Annotated in this window: 14 protein-coding genes and 1 tRNA gene; 6 read left to right on the forward strand and 9 right to left on the reverse strand. The window is 64.7% G+C overall.

Going from position 1 to position 16,571, the window contains the following annotated elements; all coding sequences use genetic code 11:
* The first annotated feature begins 68 nt into the window (after positions 1-68).
* Positions 69-1,634, forward strand: coding sequence for a VWA domain-containing protein (locus ACFULT_RS06795; protein ID WP_378481347.1), 1,566 nt, complete (start codon positions 69-71; stop codon positions 1,632-1,634).
* A gap of 96 nt (positions 1,635-1,730) precedes the next feature.
* Positions 1,731-3,380: a substrate-binding domain-containing protein gene (locus tag ACFULT_RS06800; RefSeq protein ID WP_037103810.1), complete on the forward strand. Its 1,650-nt coding sequence runs from the start codon at positions 1,731-1,733 to the stop codon at positions 3,378-3,380.
* A 2-nt stretch (positions 3,381-3,382) separates the two neighbouring features.
* Here the strand turns inward: ACFULT_RS06800 and ACFULT_RS06805 are convergent, their stop codons facing one another.
* Both ACFULT_RS06805 and ACFULT_RS06810 read right to left on the reverse strand, forming a co-directional pair.
* Positions 3,383-4,114, reverse strand: a complete 732-nt coding sequence (locus ACFULT_RS06805; RefSeq protein ID WP_037103813.1) for an energy-coupling factor transporter transmembrane protein EcfT — start codon at positions 4,112-4,114, stop codon at positions 3,383-3,385.
* On the reverse strand, positions 4,111-6,108 hold the full coding sequence (locus tag ACFULT_RS06810; protein ID WP_378480985.1) for a DUF2232 domain-containing protein: 1,998 nt from the start codon (positions 6,106-6,108) through the stop codon (positions 4,111-4,113). Before ACFULT_RS06810 ends, ACFULT_RS06805 begins: the two co-directional genes overlap by 4 nt.
* 65 nt (positions 6,109-6,173) lie before the next feature.
* Here ACFULT_RS06810 and ACFULT_RS06815 point away from each other — a divergent pair, with 65 nt between their 5' ends.
* Positions 6,174-6,626, forward strand: coding sequence for a GNAT family N-acetyltransferase (locus tag ACFULT_RS06815; protein WP_037103817.1), 453 nt, complete (start codon positions 6,174-6,176; stop codon positions 6,624-6,626).
* A gap of 92 nt (positions 6,627-6,718) precedes the next feature.
* On the opposite strand, the gene ACFULT_RS06820 is transcribed toward ACFULT_RS06815, so the two are convergent.
* Together ACFULT_RS06820 and ACFULT_RS06825 are read right to left on the reverse strand one after the other, a co-directional pair.
* Positions 6,719-8,194, reverse strand: coding sequence for a DEAD/DEAH box helicase (locus ACFULT_RS06820; protein ID WP_378480986.1), 1,476 nt, complete (start codon positions 8,192-8,194; stop codon positions 6,719-6,721).
* 252 nt (positions 8,195-8,446) lie between these two features.
* Entirely contained in the window at positions 8,447-9,784 is a 1,338-nt protein-coding gene (locus ACFULT_RS06825; protein WP_378480987.1) for a DUF222 domain-containing protein, read from the reverse strand.
* Between the two features lie 517 nt (positions 9,785-10,301).
* Here ACFULT_RS06825 and ACFULT_RS06830 point away from each other — a divergent pair.
* Positions 10,302-10,907 carry a pentapeptide repeat-containing protein gene (locus ACFULT_RS06830; protein WP_378480988.1) on the forward strand — a complete coding sequence of 202 codons (606 nt, stop codon included), beginning with the start codon at positions 10,302-10,304 and terminating at the stop codon, positions 10,905-10,907.
* Positions 10,908-10,913: 6 nt separating this feature from the next.
* Here ACFULT_RS06830 and ACFULT_RS06835 read toward each other — a convergent pair.
* Together ACFULT_RS06835 and ACFULT_RS06840 are read right to left on the reverse strand one after the other, a co-directional pair.
* Positions 10,914-10,986: transfer RNA gene (locus ACFULT_RS06835), tRNA-Arg, on the reverse strand.
* A 280-nt stretch (positions 10,987-11,266) separates the two neighbouring features.
* A complete protein-coding gene (locus ACFULT_RS06840) occupies positions 11,267-12,499 on the reverse strand; it encodes a CdaR family transcriptional regulator (RefSeq protein ID WP_019664443.1) in 1,233 nt (410 codons plus the stop codon).
* 360 nt (positions 12,500-12,859) lie between these two features.
* Between ACFULT_RS06840 and ACFULT_RS06845 the strand changes: the two genes are divergently transcribed.
* Both ACFULT_RS06845 and ACFULT_RS06850 read left to right on the forward strand, forming a co-directional pair.
* The gene (locus ACFULT_RS06845) at positions 12,860-13,771 is read left to right on the forward strand and encodes an acyl-ACP desaturase (RefSeq protein WP_378480989.1); all 912 of its coding nucleotides are present in this window, start codon (positions 12,860-12,862) and stop codon (positions 13,769-13,771) included.
* A gap of 168 nt (positions 13,772-13,939) precedes the next feature.
* Positions 13,940-14,797 carry a universal stress protein gene (locus ACFULT_RS06850; protein WP_094719522.1) on the forward strand — a complete coding sequence of 286 codons (858 nt, stop codon included), beginning with the start codon at positions 13,940-13,942 and terminating at the stop codon, positions 14,795-14,797.
* A 21-nt stretch (positions 14,798-14,818) separates the two neighbouring features.
* On the opposite strand, the gene ACFULT_RS06855 is transcribed toward ACFULT_RS06850, so the two are convergent.
* The 3 genes from ACFULT_RS06855 to ACFULT_RS06865 form a co-directional block, all read right to left on the reverse strand.
* Positions 14,819-15,145, reverse strand: coding sequence for a cupin domain-containing protein (locus tag ACFULT_RS06855; RefSeq protein ID WP_037103826.1), 327 nt, complete (start codon positions 15,143-15,145; stop codon positions 14,819-14,821).
* A 62-nt stretch (positions 15,146-15,207) separates the two neighbouring features.
* Entirely contained in the window at positions 15,208-15,711 is a 504-nt protein-coding gene (locus ACFULT_RS06860; RefSeq protein ID WP_378480990.1) for a dihydrofolate reductase, read from the reverse strand.
* The gene (locus ACFULT_RS06865; RefSeq protein WP_037103982.1) at positions 15,708-16,514 is read right to left on the reverse strand and encodes a thymidylate synthase; all 807 of its coding nucleotides are present in this window, start codon (positions 16,512-16,514) and stop codon (positions 15,708-15,710) included. The genes ACFULT_RS06860 and ACFULT_RS06865 overlap by 4 nt, the downstream gene beginning before the upstream one ends.
* Positions 16,515-16,571: the final 57 nt, after the last annotated feature.

A 16,571-nucleotide genomic window follows, 5' to 3' on the forward strand; every position in this document is an offset into this window, starting at 1 on the left:
GTGCCCCTGGTAGACACAGTGCCCCCGCGTCGGGTGCGAGCGCCGTTCCGGCGGTGAAGTACGGGATCATCGCCGTCGTTCTCCTACTCGTCGTCGGAGGTGGCGTGTTCGCCGCGCAGAAGGCCTTCGGTTCCGACTGCGAGGATCCGGCCACGTACTCCTTGGCCGCCGATCCGGCTATTGCCGGTGTGATTCAGCAGGTCGTCGACGACACCTCGGCCGAGGACCTCGGGTGCGCGACGGTCGAGGTCACTGCGACCGATTCCGGAACGGCGTCGGCTGCGGTGTCGATGGGTTCCGACGCCCCGTCGCTGTGGATCCCGGATTCGGCACTGTGGGTGGGAAAGGCCGTGCGTGCGACTGGTTCGCTGGTGGACGTGGCGAGCCAGTCGGTGGCGAGTTCCCCGGCGGTGATCGCCGCACGTAAGGACGAGGTTCCGTTCTTCGATTCCTGGCTGACGGCTCTGCAGCTGAAGAGCTTGCGCATCGGAAATCCGTTGACCAACACAATTTCCGACGCCGCCATTCTCGGGGCGCTCTCGGAGGCAGGGTCCGACGCGGACGCCGTGGATTCGGTGTCGGCCGCTCTCGTGCCGATCGCACAGGCGCAGGCCGCTACACGTGGTGAAGCCGACCCGGCCGTGCGCTTGCAGGAGATGGTCGACGACGGTGGAGTGTCGGTGGTGTCGGAGCAGTCGTACCTCGATTTCCAACAGTCCACCGGTGCCGAGCTCGGGCTGACGACGCCTCCCACAGGTAGTTTCTTCTTGAACTTTCCTCTGGCCGTGACCGAACAGGCCGACGACCGCGTCGAGGGTGCGAAGGCTGCAGGACTGGCCGTCGCGGAGGCCCTGGCGTCGGAGACCGGGTTGCAAGCGCTGTCCGACGTCGGATTCCGCGCACCCGACGGCACTCCGCTCAGCGACGGCCGGGGTGTCGGGGACATCGAGGCGTTGACCATCGCCGATCAGCAGACCGCCGAGGAGACTCTGCGTCGCTACCAGGTTCTGGCCCTGCCGTCGCGCACCCTCGTGATGGAGGACGTATCGGGGTCGATGGGGTACAGCGCGGGCGCGGACACACGTATCGGACTGACTGTGCAGGCCAGTGATACCGGCAATGCGCTGTTCCCGAACAATGCCGCGCTGGGGCTGTGGGCGTTCTCGGTCGGGCTCGGTGGGGGAGACCAGGACTACCGCGAGTTGGTACCGATTCGGCGTCTGGACGAGGACGTGAACGGCACGTCGCAGCGTGACCTGCTGCTGCAGGCGACGCGAACGCTCCCGGGTCTCGTAGGCGGCGGAACAGGCCTGTACGACACAGCGCTCGCGGCGTTCCGCCAGGTCAAAGAGGGGTACGACCCCGACTACATCAACAGCGTCATCATTCTCACCGACGGTTCCAACGAGGACCCGGGCAGCATCTCGCTCGACGAACTCCTGTCGACGTTGCGCGCCGAGCAGGATCCGAGCAAGCCTGTCGTCATCGTCACGATCGGTATCACCGACGACGCCGACGCCGGGGTCCTTCAGCAGATCTCCGCGGCGACCGGCGGAACCAGCTTTCTGGCCAGAAATCCGGCGGAAATCCCCAACGTTTTTGTGAATGCTCTCAAGAGCCGCGCAGGACGCTGATTTTCCCGCTATTTTTGGGTTTGCCGTTTGCTCGGCGCGCTTTGCCGTGCATGATGCAGCGTGCAACGGAAGCTGACTGTTTGGGGGAACACGGGGATGTCGGGGCGTCACGGAACGGGAACGCGCAGCAATCCGCTGTACGTGTGGGGCGCGATCGTCGTCACGGCGGTAGTGGTCGTCGTCGGGGGTTATTTCGGAGTGCAGGCTGTTCGCGCAGGCGGGGCCGAATGCGACACCGTCGAGCAGGTGTCCGTTGCAGTCGATCCCACCGTCGCCCCGGTCGTCACGGACGTGTTGTCCACGGTGGAACCCGTGGACCGAGGGTGCACCGATTTCGACATCAGGGCCGAGGCGCCGACGGACACGGCCACCGAACTCGCCGGCAACAACGAGAACCGCCCGGACCTGTGGATCCCCGATTCGACTCTGTGGCTGCTGAAGACTCTCCGGTCGACCGGGGCGCTTCCCGAGGTGGCGAAGTCTTCGGTGGTCAACACCATGCCCGTCGTCGTCACCCGTCCGGGTGAGTCGGTTCCGGTGAACACCTGGCTGGAGGTGCTGCAGAATCCGGGCCAGCGAATCGGTGATCCACTGGACAGCAGCGCATCGCTCGCCTCGATACTCGGAGCTCTGGCGGAATCCGAGGTGGCGATCTCCGACGCCAAGGCCGTCTCCGCCGCACTGGTCCCCAAAGCTCAGGACTACGGCCGCATCGCGAACCTTCCGCACGGGACGATGGACCTCGTCGAGCAGGTTGCTGCCGACGGTGGAACATCCGTTGCAACCGAGCAGAGCGTGGTCACGTACAACACCGCGCATCCCGACGCCCCGCTCGAAGCATCCGTCCCGCCGACGGGTAGCTATTTCTTGAACTATCCGCTCGCGGTGACGGCCGCGGCCGGTCCGGACTACGACCGCGTCAAGGATGCGGGCACCGCATTGGCGTCGGCGTTGTCGACCGCCTCGGCCACCGAAGTCCTGACGGCGGCCGGGTTCAGGCAGGCCAGCGGTGTGCCACTGGCCGACGGCAGCGGGGTCGGTTCGGTGGCGTCGCTGGAGTTGAAGAACCCGCTGGCAATCGAATCGACGTTGCGTGACTGGTCGGTGTTGGCGCTTCCGCTCCGCACACTCGTGGTCGAGGACGTCTCCGGTTCCATGGCTGCGCGGTCGGGCGACTCGACGCGTATTGCGCTGACCGTGGACGCAAGCCTCGGTGCCAATGCTCTGTTCAGCGACCAGACCGAGATGGGACTGTGGGCCTTCTCCATCGGACTCGGTGGTGGCCAGCAGGACTATCGCGAGTTGGTTCCACTGGGTGCTGTGGACACGATGTTCAACGGACTGCCGCAACGCGAGGCGATTCTGTCCGCGATCCGCGGCTTACCGACCCTGGTCGGTGGTGGAACCGGTCTGTACGACACCACTCTCGCTGCGTTCCGCCGGGTCAAGGAAGGGTACGACCCGAATTTCGTCAACAGTGTCATCCTGCTGACGGACGGTACGAACGAGGACGAGGGCAGTCCGAGTCTGGATCAGCTGATCGAGACTCTGCAGCGCGAGCAGGATCCGGTTCGTCCCGTCGTCATCGTCACGGTCGGCATCACCACCGACGCCGATCCTGTTGCGCTGCAAAGAATTGCCGCCGCGACGGGTGGTACCAGCTACGTCGCCGAGGATCCGCGTGACATCCCGGACGTGTTCGTGCAGGCGCTGAACAGCCGGACCCAGCGCATCGGCGGCGAGTAGTCCTAGACGAACGTCAGCACGATCCCGGCTGTGCAGCACAGTGCGACGACGGCGAGGGCGAGGGCGTCGGACAGGCCGGGTCGACTCGGATGTGCGGTGATCTGACCGGTGCCGCCGCGAGCGGTGATGGCCTCGCCCATTTCCGTCGCCCGACGGATGGCGATCGACATCGTCGCGGTGATCAGGTCGACGATCGAGTTGTCCGACGCGCTGTTCAGCACCGATTTCGGCCGGAGCTTGCGGGCAGCGATCATCGTGCGCATCTCGTCGATGAGCAGGGGTAGCGACCGCAGGCACAGCGCCAGGGTCGCAGCCCATTCGTCGACCGGCAATTTCAGCTTCTTCAGCGGCGAGACGAGTATGGCGACTGCGGGTGCGATGTCGCTCATCGACGTCGTCCACCCGATCATCATCGAGGCCCCCAGCAGGACGAATGCGAAGACGGTCGAACGGAGGAACAACAGCACCGCATCCAGACCGAGTGGAAGGTTGATGAGTGCGCCGACGAGGAACAGCGCCCAGATCCACCACGGAGGCCGCGGCACGGCGGTCGGCGGAACTCGGCCGATGACCCCCGCGACGACCAGCACTCCGACGACGAGTCCGATGGACGCCCAGGACGGTGCGACGACGATCGTGATGCTGATCAGCAGCACCGCGATCAGTTTCGTGCCCGCCCAGAGTCGATGGATGGGCGAGGAACCGGGCACCTGACGAAGCACGACTGTGGTCATGACGCGACCCTGCCTGCGTCGAGTACGACCGTCCGGTCGCAGATTCGGTCCATACCGTCGACGTCGTGCGAGATCACCACGATGGCAATCCCTTGTCGTCGCAGTGACCCGAGCACGTCGATGATCTCCGTTCGGCCGGGCGGATCCAAGCCGGCGAGTGGCTCGTCGAGCACGAGAATTCGAGGTCTGTTCACGATCAGTCCCGCTATCACGACGCGACGCATCTGCCCGCCGCTGAGCGAGTCGATCTCGCGGCTCGCGAGTGCGCGATCCAGCCCGACGGCGTCCATGGCCACCGACACCTTGGCCGATCCCACCTCCGGGCCTCCTGCGGACTCGATGTCCTCGGCGACCGTCCGTCGCTGCAGTTGCAGACGAGAATGCTGGAAGGCGAGACCGACGGCACCGACGTCGCCGGCGATATCGCGGCCCTCCAACTGCGCGGTGCCTGCCGAGGGTGACGTCAACCCGGCGAGGATCCAGGCCAGCGTCGACTTGCCGGATCCGTTGCCGCCGAGGACGAGGATGCCGTCGCCCTTGGCGATGGACAGGTCGATTCCGTTCAATGCGTCCTGAGACCACGGCGTCCGGCGGTTGTAAGTGTGGGCGACACCGGTCAACGTCATGAGGGTCGCACCGGTGCGGAAAGCGTCCGCGGAGTAGGCGAATTGCCCGCGCATCCAATCGGGCGTGTGTGCAACCTGGAACCCGCCGTGCAAATGTACGACGCGATCGGCAGCCACCGTCTCCAATTCCTGATGTGTGACGAGCACGACGGACATCCGGTGCCGCCTCGGGAGTGCCGCAAGCAATGCCACCAGACTTTCGCGGCCCTCCGCGTCGATCATCGCGGTGGCCTCGTCGGCGATGAGAAGGGCGGGACGCCGAGCCAGGGCCGACGCCACGGCAAGTCGTTGCAGCTGGCCGCCGGACAACGACGACGTGTCCCGCTCGCCCAGACCTGCCAGCCCGACTTCGGACAGTACGGATTCGACGTCGATGTCGTAGCCGGGCGGGAGTCCCCACACGACGTCGTCCGCGACGCGGCTGCCCAGCACCTGGCTTTCCGGTCGTTGCAGCACTATGGCTGTTCCTCCGGTCAGTCCGAGTCCGGCTGTGCCCGGGCGTTCCACGGTCCCCGACGTCGGCTCGCGGCCCGCAAGGATGCGCGCGAGCGTCGATTTGCCCGACCCGTTGTGTCCGACGACGGCAACGAACTCGCCGAACTCGATCCGCAGGTCGATGTTGCCCAGTGCTGCGAATGTGCTGTCCGGATAACGGAATCCGACGCTGCGCAGTTGCACTGGGAGAGGCCCGACGGCACCCTCCGTCGCAACGGGCAGTCGATCGATCACCGGGATGGTGGCGAGGCGATCCAGAACGGCACCCAGGATCAGCCAGGCGAACAGGGCGCCGAAGACGATCGACAGTGTGGTCGTGCCGAGAATCCACCACCACCAGTAATCGAGGATGGTGCCGACGCTGTCCCGCAGAACATTCGCGGGCGTGACGAGGAAGTCGGCCCGAGACATCAAGCGGGCCAGGCCTTCCACGGTGTTCTCGATGGTCCGCAGAAACAGCTCTCGTAGTGGCGACAGAATCAGTAGCAGGCCGACCATGATCGCCCCGATTGCCGGACCCACCACCATCGACGTGGCCAGAACGGACAGCAGTCCCTGCTTCTTTCGTTTGGCCCGGCCGACGAGGCCACCCAGAATTGCGGACATGGCGACGGTGAACGCGGTGGTGGTGCCGGCTGCGACGAACGCCACGAGCACCCCCGCAACCGCGGCTGCCACGAGTGCCCGGGTGCGGTGACGCTGCACCACGACAGCCATCGGCACGGCCGCGACGATCTGAAGAGCTGTGGCCATGGGAACCAGAATCGCGACGACCGACAGGGCGACCGCAAAACTGCTCATCACCGCTGCCGTGGCCAACTCGGTAGGCGAGAGCGCCCCGGACGTGCGAGGCTCGGCGGGGCTGACTGTCACTTGTCCAGTGTGCCAGCAACCGAGATGGGCGTTTCACGCTCGGCGAACGAAAGAGGCACATCACCGTGATCACAGTCGACGAAGAGGACTGGGAAACCCCCGTCGGCGCGCAATTGCGCGCAGCACAACGCGCCGAACTGGACGCGCGGTACGGCAACAGCAGTCACGAACCCGGCGTCGCTCCGACCTCCGAAGACATCGCGGTGTTCGTAGTCGCACGCGACGACACCCGCGTCGGAATCGGATGCGGAGCCCTGCGGCTGCTCGACGAGGGTGAAGCGGAAATCAAACGGATGTACGTCATCCCACCCGAACGCGGACGCGGCGCATCGGTGGCGATTCTGCGACAGTTGGAAACCAGTGCCCGAAACATGGGGATCCGTGTCCTGAAACTGGAGACCGGATCCGGACAACCCGATGCCGTTCGCTTCTACGAGCGCGAGGGGTACTCCCGCATCGACGGATTCGGGCCCTATATCGACTCGCCGACATCCATCTGTTTCGAACGCACGCTGTAGCCCAGGCCTGATCGAGAACACCCGATACACAACAAGAGCACCCGAGAAGGTCGGGTGCTCTTGTTCATGTCATCGGGTCGGCCTGAGTCCGACTACCTGGTTCGTTGGCTCGTGGCCGGGCCTGCGGGCCTGCGACGACGGCCACCGCCTGCAGCGTGCTGCCGCTGATCCGGTTGTCCCTGGCTGGACCGTCCCTGGCTCGGCTGTCCCTGTCCGGAACGCGCCTGACCTGAACGGGTTTGCTGCCCGGACTGCGTGCGGTCGCCTTGACCGGCGCCACGAGCACTGCCACCGCGAGCACTGCCACCGCGAGCACTGCCGCCGCGGGGTGCGCCGTTGCGTGGCCGAGGGGTTCCCTGACGCTGCGGCTGCGGGGCTGCCTTCGGTGCAGGCTCGACGTAGCGAGCCTGCTCACCGACGAGTTCGGCAACCTGCGGTGAATCTGCCGTGACGCGTACGGGAGTCACCGTGATCGCGGCCTTGCGAAGCAGCACGGCAGTGTCCTTGCGCTGCTCGGGAAGGACGACGGTGACGACGTCGCCTGCGCTTCCGGCACGGGCGGTACGGCCCGAGCGGTGCAGGTAGGCCTTGTGCTCGGCAGGCGGGTCGACGTGCACGACGAGCTGAACGTCGTCGACGTGCACTCCGCGAGCCGCGACGTCGGTAGCGACGAGAACTCGAGCGGTGCCCGACGAGAACGCGAGCAGGTTACGGTCACGGGCAGCCTGAGACAGGTTTCCGTGGAGGTCCACCGACGGGATACCTGCCTCGGTGAGCTGCTTGGCAAGCTTGCGTGCCTGGTGCTTGGTGCGCATGAACAGGATCCGGCGGCCGGTGCCCGACGCCAACTGCTGCACGAGCTTCTTCTTCGCCTCGACGCCGTCGACCTCGAACACGCTGTGGGTCATGGCTTCGACGTGCGACGTTGCTTCGTCGACGGAGTGTGTGACCTGGTCGGTGAGGAATCGCTTGACGAGCTTGTCGACTCCGTTGTCCAGCGTCGCGGAGAACAGCAACCGCTGTCCCTTCTGCGGTGTGGCAGCGAGGATCCGGGTCACGACGGGAAGAAAGCCGAGATCGGCCATGTGGTCGGCCTCGTCGAGGACGGTGATCTGCACGCCGTCGAGGCTGACGTGGCGCTGCTTCATCAGGTCTTCGAGGCGTCCCGGGCAGGCGACGACGATGTCGACTCCGGCGTTCAAGGCGGATACCTGGCGGCCCTGGGACACACCGCCGAAGATCGTGGTGACCTTCAGCTTGTAGGCAGCCGCCAGCGGCTCGATGGCGACGGCGATCTGGGTCGCGAGTTCACGAGTGGGGGCCAGGATCAGTCCGCGCGGACGACCGGGCTTGCGGTTTCCCGCGAGCTGGCCGGCGAGGCGAGCGACCATGGGAATGGAGAACGCGAGGGTCTTGCCACTTCCGGTCTTTCCACGTCCGAGCACGTCGCGTCCGGCGAGTGTGTCGGGAAGAGTGTCGGCCTGGATGGGGAAGGGCTCGGTCTTGCCTTGTGCTGCAAGTGCCTCGGCGAGTGCATTCGGCACGCCGAGTGAAGCAAAGGTAGTCATAGTGATGGGTTGCGCCTTTCGGGCATGGTGCTGCACCGCAAGGTTCACTGCTGTGACCTGTGAGTGCAAGGTTGGCGAGACTGCCGGTGGGCAATTTCGATCGCCGTAAGAAAAGCCTGTGCAGGGTGCACATGGACAACACGGCCGAAGCCGGGCGGAAGTTGAAGCATTCCACGACGTCTGGCGTGCAGCTACACACACCGTTGCCCAGTGTAACCGCTGAACCCTCCATCGCCTTCCCGGAGTGACGTATCAGGCAGCTCTGTGGATCGTCGCCAGCAGTTTTGCCGCGTATTCCTCGGCGAACTCGTGTTCGACGAACGAGCAATACCGTCGGGCGACCGGCATCGGGGGCGCCAGAGAGCTGTACCTGTGCCCGGTTGGAGTCTCGAAGTCGTAGACATGGATCGCCCGCGGCTCCGCTCGCTTCGGTGTGGACGTCCACCCGTCGGCTTCTTTGGCGTAGTTGCACGCGGCGCACAATCCCGCTCCGTTGTGCGCACTGGTTGCACCGCCGTGTGCATGCGAACGAATGTGGTCGCGGTGACGTATCGGGGCGTCGCACCACGGTGTGCGGCACGTTCGGTCGCGCACGTCGATCAGCGTGGCCAACGCTGTGGGAAAGCTCCGCGCCTTGGATTCCATCGCGGTCAGAGCGCCGGAGAGTGGTTCCGCGTACAGCTTGCGCAGCTCGGTGCGCACGGGTGATGCGGCGGCGTCGGCGACGAGCTTGCGTGCGATCGACGCGGGGATCTCGCCGTAGCCGCTCAGATGAGCCGGCTTCGAGTCGTGTCCGAACAGCGTCTCGTCGGAGATGACGAGATTGACCGACACCGCAGCCCCCGAGGCTGCGCGCGCCGTACCGGTGATGCGTTCGAACGCGAGGTCGGCCATGATCTGATCCCGGGTGCGACGTTCGTCCCCCACGCCGACCAAGGAGTCGGCGTCTCTCCGTAGAGTTGCCCACATCGAGACACCTCTGTCCATCGATGTCATCACCTTGAACTCGCACATGAAGTCGGGATGCGGCCGAGTGCTCGCGCGGCGTTGTTCGAACGCCCTTGCTTTCCTCCTCGCCACGGAGGCGGGGTCCAGTTCAGCTGCAAGTGCCCGGGCTCGACGCTCGATCGCGTTGTCTCCCAGGTTCTTCAAGGTTGCCGAGTCGGAGCACAGTTGCTCGTCGATCGACCGCCTGTCCTCTGCGGTCAAGCATGCAGTTTCTCTGGCGATCAGAGTTGCTCGCCACTCGTTCAGCTCACCGGAACGCAGGCGTGCGTGGGTATGGGGCATTTCGTGGACGAGAGCCCGGGCGAGGCCCAACAGCCGGCCTCCCCTGTTCGGTGATTCACGACGGGCGAGGCCGATCTGCGACGCGACTCCCTTGCGCCACTCTGCCTTCGGTCGACCCTTCGCCTTACGTTCTGCGGCAATGCTGTTCGCCACGGCATCCGTGACGGTGGCTTGGTGCGCGGAGCCGGCATTCTTCAAGTCCTCCAGCGCGGAGATGAGGTCGATTCCGGCTGCTGCGTCGTCGTCGAACTCGCCGGTGCGCAGACGGGCCACGAAATTGAGTACTTCTGAAGCGTTCACGAGTCCCCCCAAGGAATGCATTCGAACGTATGTTCTACTTTAACCGTCACGGGCCCACGCCGCAACCACGTGCTTCCCTCAGCGGCGAACGGCTTGGTATCGTTCGCGCATCGACACATATTCTCTGTGAACCAGGCCTCTCACCACGGCTGTGTACGCCGCCCACGCGCGGTGGTGATTCCGTGCGCCACGGGAGGAACCCGATCGAGGGTTCCCAGCTCCCGTCCCGTACCGAAACACCATTCATCGGAGTTCTTTCACCATGTCGTCGACACCTCTTCCCTTCACGTCCGCCATCGGCGCCCGCGCTGAACTGCGGGCAGACTGCAGCAACTGTTTTGCCCTGTGCTGCACAGCTTTAGGATTCTCTCGATCGGCGGATTTCGCCGAGGACAAGGCAGTCGGTGCACCGTGCCGACACCTCGGGTCGGATCACTCCTGCACTGTTCACGACAGTCTTCGCAGCCGCGGTTTTCGTGGGTGCACGGTATTCGACTGCTTCGGCGCAGGGCAGGCTGTGTCGCAACGTCTTTTCGGCGGTGTCGGCTGGTGTGATCGACCGGACACGCGTCAGTCGATGTTCGCGGCGTTCACGACCGTCAAGCTACTGCACGAAATACTCTGGTACTTGGCCGAAGTGGGGGAGCGCACGTACGACTCGAATCATGTGGACAAGGCACGCAGCCTCACTAACATGATCACCGCGCTGACGGCATCAGGTCCAGAGGAGGTGCTCGCCGCCGATGTCGAGAGCCTTCATTCCACCGTGAGGGTGCTTCTGATGGATTTTAGCGAGGAAATTCGGTCTCGCTACTTCGCCGAAGGGGATCACCAGGATGCACGGCTGAGACCGGGCGCGGACCTAGCGGAAGCCGACGTGCGAGGACTGTCCCTGTGCGGAGCCGATCTTCGTGGCGCGTGCCTCATCGCGGCGGACCTTCGACGCTGCGATCTCACGGGCGTCGACCTGCTCGGAGCAGACCTGCGTGACGCACGGGTCGAGGGAGCAGATTTCTCGGGTGCTCTGTTTCTGACCCAGTCGCAGGTGAACTCCGCGCAGGGTGACGAACGAACACGCCTACCGGCCGGGATCGGCCGCCCACGGCACTGGAACGCGAAGTGACCGAAGTGCCCTCGGCAGGATTCGAACCTGCGACCTACCCTTTAGGAGAGGGTTGCTCTATCCCCTGAGCTACGAAGGCGAGTTGTGCACGTGCGAGTGTACCGGCTCCCTTGGGGGAGGTGAATTCGTGCCCGCTACGCCAGATCGAGGGGTGGTACACGCGAGAAGCCGCCCACACGAATGTGGGCGGCTCCGCTGACAGTGTCCGCCAGTGCGCCTCTCGGCAAGAGGCCGCTCGAAGCGGCAATGTGTTGGTACCCGGGGCATGGATCGAACACTGTCGATCGGTTCAACTCATGCCGGTGGAAAATGATTCCCGGCAGGCACGTCCTGGAAGCGGAAGCGGAGCCGACGGAGCTTTATGCAGCGCCCTGTGCTGCTTCCAGCCTGCGGGCGACGAGCGCGGCCTGCAGGTGACGGATGCCCGACGGCCTGGTCGGGTCGAACCCGGTGAGCTGCGCGATCCTCTTCAGGCGGTAGTCGACGGTGTTGGTGTGCAAGTGGAGTTGCCGCGCGGACCGCTGACGATTGAGGTCGTGCGAGATGTGGATCTCGAGGGTCTCCAACAGTTCCGGTGATGCGTCGAGCGGTTCGAGGATCTGCCGGAGGTGGCGTCGTCCCGGACCTGGGCGCGTCAGCTGGTACTCGAGAACCAGATCGTCCATCCGGTACAGACCCGCCGGGCGGTGGAGTTGGTGTGCGAGTGCAAGGAGTTCGTGGACTTGGTCCGCGGCCGTCGGGATGTCCGCGGTAGCGGCTTGTTCGGCGGTGACGGTGAGCTGCACCTCGGCAGCCGTGCTGAGGCGGTGTACGAGTGCTTCCACCCATTCCTCGTCCTGTACGCCTGGAATGAGGACGGTCCCGCCCTCGGTGCTCAACATCGAGAGAGGGCTGCGGCCGCAGACGGTGGCCAGTTCAGCCTGTACCCGCCGGAGCTTGCGGCGTGCGGCGACGGTGCGTTGTATCGCTGGATCGTTCTCGTCCGGATGAGGCGGCACGGACAGGGCGAGGACGAGATAGCTGTCCGCGAGTTCGATGCCGGACTGACGAGCGATCGATACTGCGTTGTGTCCGCTGAGGAGCGACGAGACCAGGGTGTGCGCGGCAGTGTGGTGTTCGCTGGCGACGGACTGCAGTTCTTCGACGTAGCTCTTCGACGCGGCGATCGAGACCTTCTCCGACAGCAGGACGAACATCCGTGCCGCTTCGATCAGATCGCTCGTGTCGCCTTCGCCTGCACGCTTGGACACCAGATTCCAGCCGATCTGGATTCCTTCGTGGTACACGGTCAGTACCGATTCGAGCGGTACTCCCTCGCGTGCCCACTGGCTGGCCTTGGCGCGGAGTTCTGCCAGGTCGCTCTCGTTCGGCGGACGTCGTTCGTCGAGCATCTGAACAGCGATGCTGATGCATTTGACAGTGAATTCGGTGACGTCCCCGTGCAGCTGTTCGCCGGGCAACGATCCGCAGGGTGTGTTGGCCGCGAAGTGGCCGACCAGCAATCGCGCGACAGCGCGGAAGTCGCGGAGCGGTGCCGACGCCGGCTGGCCGGCAACCATGATTCCGAGGCTTGTCGTGTTGTGAGCGGTCACAGATCAGCCTTTCGTGTAGGAACTTCAGCTCTGTCCGAAAAAAAGTTACTGATGCGTATTGTTGCGCATCCACGCAAATATGGTTGGAAACTTGACCGAAACCCCGGTGATTCTGAACCCGAAGTTTGTTTTCAGGCGTCTAACAAACTTGATCATAGGATGTTATCAACGCGTTATCCAGTCTTTCGGCGGAGAAATTTGTGAAGGCTCTCAACCTGTCTCGGATTCGGGTTGCGACATTGCCTAAACAATCCGAGGAACCTACGCACAGTGCTGATCGTGGGCTTAGCGTCGTCGTGTGCCGAACGGAGCCTGTGGTCGGCACAGACAATCGGATCCGATCACGAGGGGGTGGGGACAGTGAACGGAGTACCAGGTCGAGCGACCTTGCTTCGAGATCTCGAGCCAGTGATCGAGCAGAGACTCGAGCGTCATCTACGTACCGCGCAGAGGTGGGACCCGAGCGCATACGTTCGGCCGGAACTGTATTGGGGGCAGCGCCGCTCGTCGCTGACCGAGACGGCCAAGGCCGCGCTCATCACCACGCTGCTGACGCACAACAACACTGCGCTCGCCGACCCGGCAAGAGAACTCTCCACGAGTTCACCTGCGTGGGCCGAGTGGAGCGCGGTCTGGTCCGATGAGAAGCGTGGACATGCGGATGCGATTCAGCGGTACCTCGTCGACACCAGGAGTGTCGACTCCGTCGCGTTGGACCGAGCGCGGGTGCAGTGCACGACCATCGGGATCGAATCGTCGATGGAAGGCGATAATTTCCTCCGCTCGATCGTCCACTCAACGATCGATGTCATGGCGACGATGGTGAGCCACCGCAACACGGCAGTGGAGTGCGCGGACCCGGTGGCGGAGCACTTGCTGGAACGCATCGTCTCCGATCAGGCGCGGCACGTGGCATTCTTCTCCGACGTCGTCGAGGGGGCCTTGAGGTTCGCGCCGGCGGAGACGTTGAAGGCAATCACCGAAGTACTGATGAATTTTCAGCTACCCGGGAGTGGGCTCGTCGGGTTCGAGCGCAGCGCGATGCTGCTCGCCCGCGACGGAATCTACGATCTTCGCCAGCATCTCGACGACGTACTTCTTCCTGCTGTGCGGATGTGGCGCATCTTCGATCGGTCGGTCGTGGACCCTTCGGACCGCAATTTCCGGATCCTGTCCGACTTCCTCGACGACATAGAGGTCCAAGCGACCACCTTCGAGCAACTGCGGATTCGCGCTCGTGCGCGGGACGCAGCAAGACTGCGCGCGTCCTAGAACGCTCGCACCGAGACCCCCGGGGGGTCTGTGGGAAGGCGCCCTCTCTCCGGTTCGTCGATGTTTCCTCTCGGCGAATCGGAGAGAGGGCACTTGCCGTTCGAGAGCCCGCGTGTACGCGCGGTGTCGGCTAGGGTGTGTGGCGGCACAGCGAGCGGAGGCAGCCACGTGAGCAGCAGCACCATCGTCGTCGGAATAGACGGGTCGGAGGCGTCGGATCTGGCAGTCGTGTGGGCCGCACAGACGGCGGCGAGCCGGGATTTCACCCTGCGGATCGTCGCCGCCATCGACGTTCCTTCCTATCTGCCCGAGGGCAACGACATTCGAGCCGTGTTCGGCTCGCGGCTCGTCGCGGCGGAAACCCTTGCGCGTGAAAGCGTCGACGGCTCCGCCTTGTCCATCGTGACCGAGGCACGTGACGGAACGGTCGTCGACGTCCTGCTGTCGGAGTCCGAGAACTGCGCCCTCGTCGCCCTGGGCGCGAGCGGGCTGGGTGAGTCGGAATCGGGTCTGCTCGGATCGGCCGCTGTGGCTCTCACTGCCCACGCGTCCTCGCCGGTCGTCGTAGTTCGCGGTCGCAGGATCGACGGACGTCCGCCCACACTCGGACCTGTCGTCGTCGGAGTCGACGGGTCGGCTGTCGGCCAAGCCGCTGTGGCGGCCGCCTTCGACGAGGCGTCGCACCGCGGCGCGGTCCTGGTTGCCGTCCATGTATGGGCCGACGTTGCCCTTGCGCCGATGTCGGCCGTGCCGCGGCAGTGGGACGACATCGCGTCGTCGGAGGAAGCGCTGCTCGCCGAGAGTCTCGCCGGGTGGCAGGAGAAGTACCCGGATGTAGAGGTGAGGCGGGTCGTCGCCCAGGATCGGCCGGTGCGGGTGCTCGCGCAGCTGTCCGAGCAAGCGTCGTTGATCGTCGTCGGGAGTCGCGGACGCGGTGGTTTCCGTGGAATGTTGCTGGGCTCGACCAGTTACGCCCTCATCCACACCGCGGACTGCCCGGTACTCGTCGCCCGAGGCGATTACTGACGACGAGCATCGGCCGCCGAACTAGACGGCGACCGTCAGCAGGAACGCGACGTCCTCGATGGCCTCGACGCTGTGGCGGGCGTCCGGTATCACCAAGAGGTCGCCCGCGGAGCCCTTCCAGGATTTCTCGCCGCTCACCAAGTTGAGTTGACCGCTGATGACGAGGACGGTGGACTCGCCGGACAGGTCGTGCTCGGCGAGCTTGTTCCCGGCGGCCAACGCGACCACCGTCTGGCGCAGGTGACGCTGGTGCCCGCCGTAGACGGTCTGCGAACTGCGGCCACTCGACGTGCCCACGGCGAGCTTCAATTGCTGGCGGGCAAGGGCGGTGAGTGACTTCTTGTCCATGCGCCCCAGTATGGCCCAACCGCAGCCGCAGTGAGGGGCATCGGTGCGAAATCCACTGTGAATCAGGTAGTTCGGTAAGCCTTGCCGTACTGGTTCCAGCGGAAGCGGTGGCCGTTCTTCTCGCTGACGCGCCACTCGCCGAGCTTCGTCGCCCAGCCGTCGGGAATGCGCGGTGCACGGGTTTCACCCTCGACCGCGAGATCGATCTCGGTGACTTCGAGCCGTGTCGTGAACGGTAGTGCAGCGCGGTAGATTTCGCCGCCGCCGATGATCCAGACCTCACCGTCGACGAGAGCGAGCGCGTCTTCGACACTGTGTGCAGCGTCCGCTCCGTCGGCACGCCAGGTGCGGTCCCGGGTGACGACGATGTTGCGCCGACCGGGGAGTGGCCGAAATCGTTCCGGTAGCGAATCCCAGGTCCTACGACCCATGACGACGGGATGGCCGCGGGTGATCTCGCGGAAGTGAGCCATGTCCTCGGGGATGTGCCACGGGATGGTCGTGCCGTCGCCGATGACTCCGTCGTGGGCCTGCGCCCAGATGGCGCCGACCGTCGTCGGGCTCATACAGCGACCGGCGCCTTGATGGACGGGTGGTGCTGGTACCCGACGACCTCGATGTCCTCGAATTGGTAGTCGAAGATCGAATCCCGCTGCGCAAGATTCAGTTTCGGGTAGGGGAAAGGTTCGCGGCTCAGCTGCTCCGCAACTTGCTCACGGTGGTTGTCGTAGATGTGGCAGTCGCCGCCTGTCCACACGAAATCGCCGACTTCGAGACCAACCTGCGCGGCGACCATGTGCGTCAGCAGTGCGTAGCTGGCGATGTTGAACGGAACTCCGAGGAACAGATCGGCGCTGCGCTGATAGAGCTGGCAGGACAGTTTGCCGTCGGCGACGTAGAACTGGAAGAAGGCATGGCATGGCGGCAGCGCCATCTGCGGAATCTCGCCGACGTTCCACGACGAGACGATGTTGCGTCGCGAATCGGGATCCGAGCGCAGAAGGTCCAGAGCAGCCGAGATCTGGTCGATGTGCTCGCCCGACGGTGTCGGCCACGACCTCCACTGGACCCCGTAGACAGGACCGAGTTCACCGTCGGGCGCCGCCCATTCGTCCCAGATTGTGACGCCGTGCTCCTGCAGCCACGACACGTTGGAATCACCGCGAAGGAACCACAGCAACTCGTAGACGATCGACTTCAGGTGCACCCGTTTGGTGGTGATCAGCGGAAATCCCTCGGCGAGGTCGAACCGCATCTGGTGGCCGAAGATACTGGTCGTGCCCGTCCCGGTGCGGTCGGACTTGGCGGTGCCGGTCGCGAGTACGTGCCGCAGCAGATCCTCGTACGGGGTGGAAACCATGTGGAACATTATGCGCGCCGTTCCGTCGGACCACGCCGAGCACCCGCCCAGCATTGTGTCGATAGT

Source organism: Rhodococcus sp. NPDC057297, from assembly GCF_042667435.1.
GTDB lineage: Bacteria > Actinomycetota > Actinomycetes > Mycobacteriales > Mycobacteriaceae > Rhodococcoides.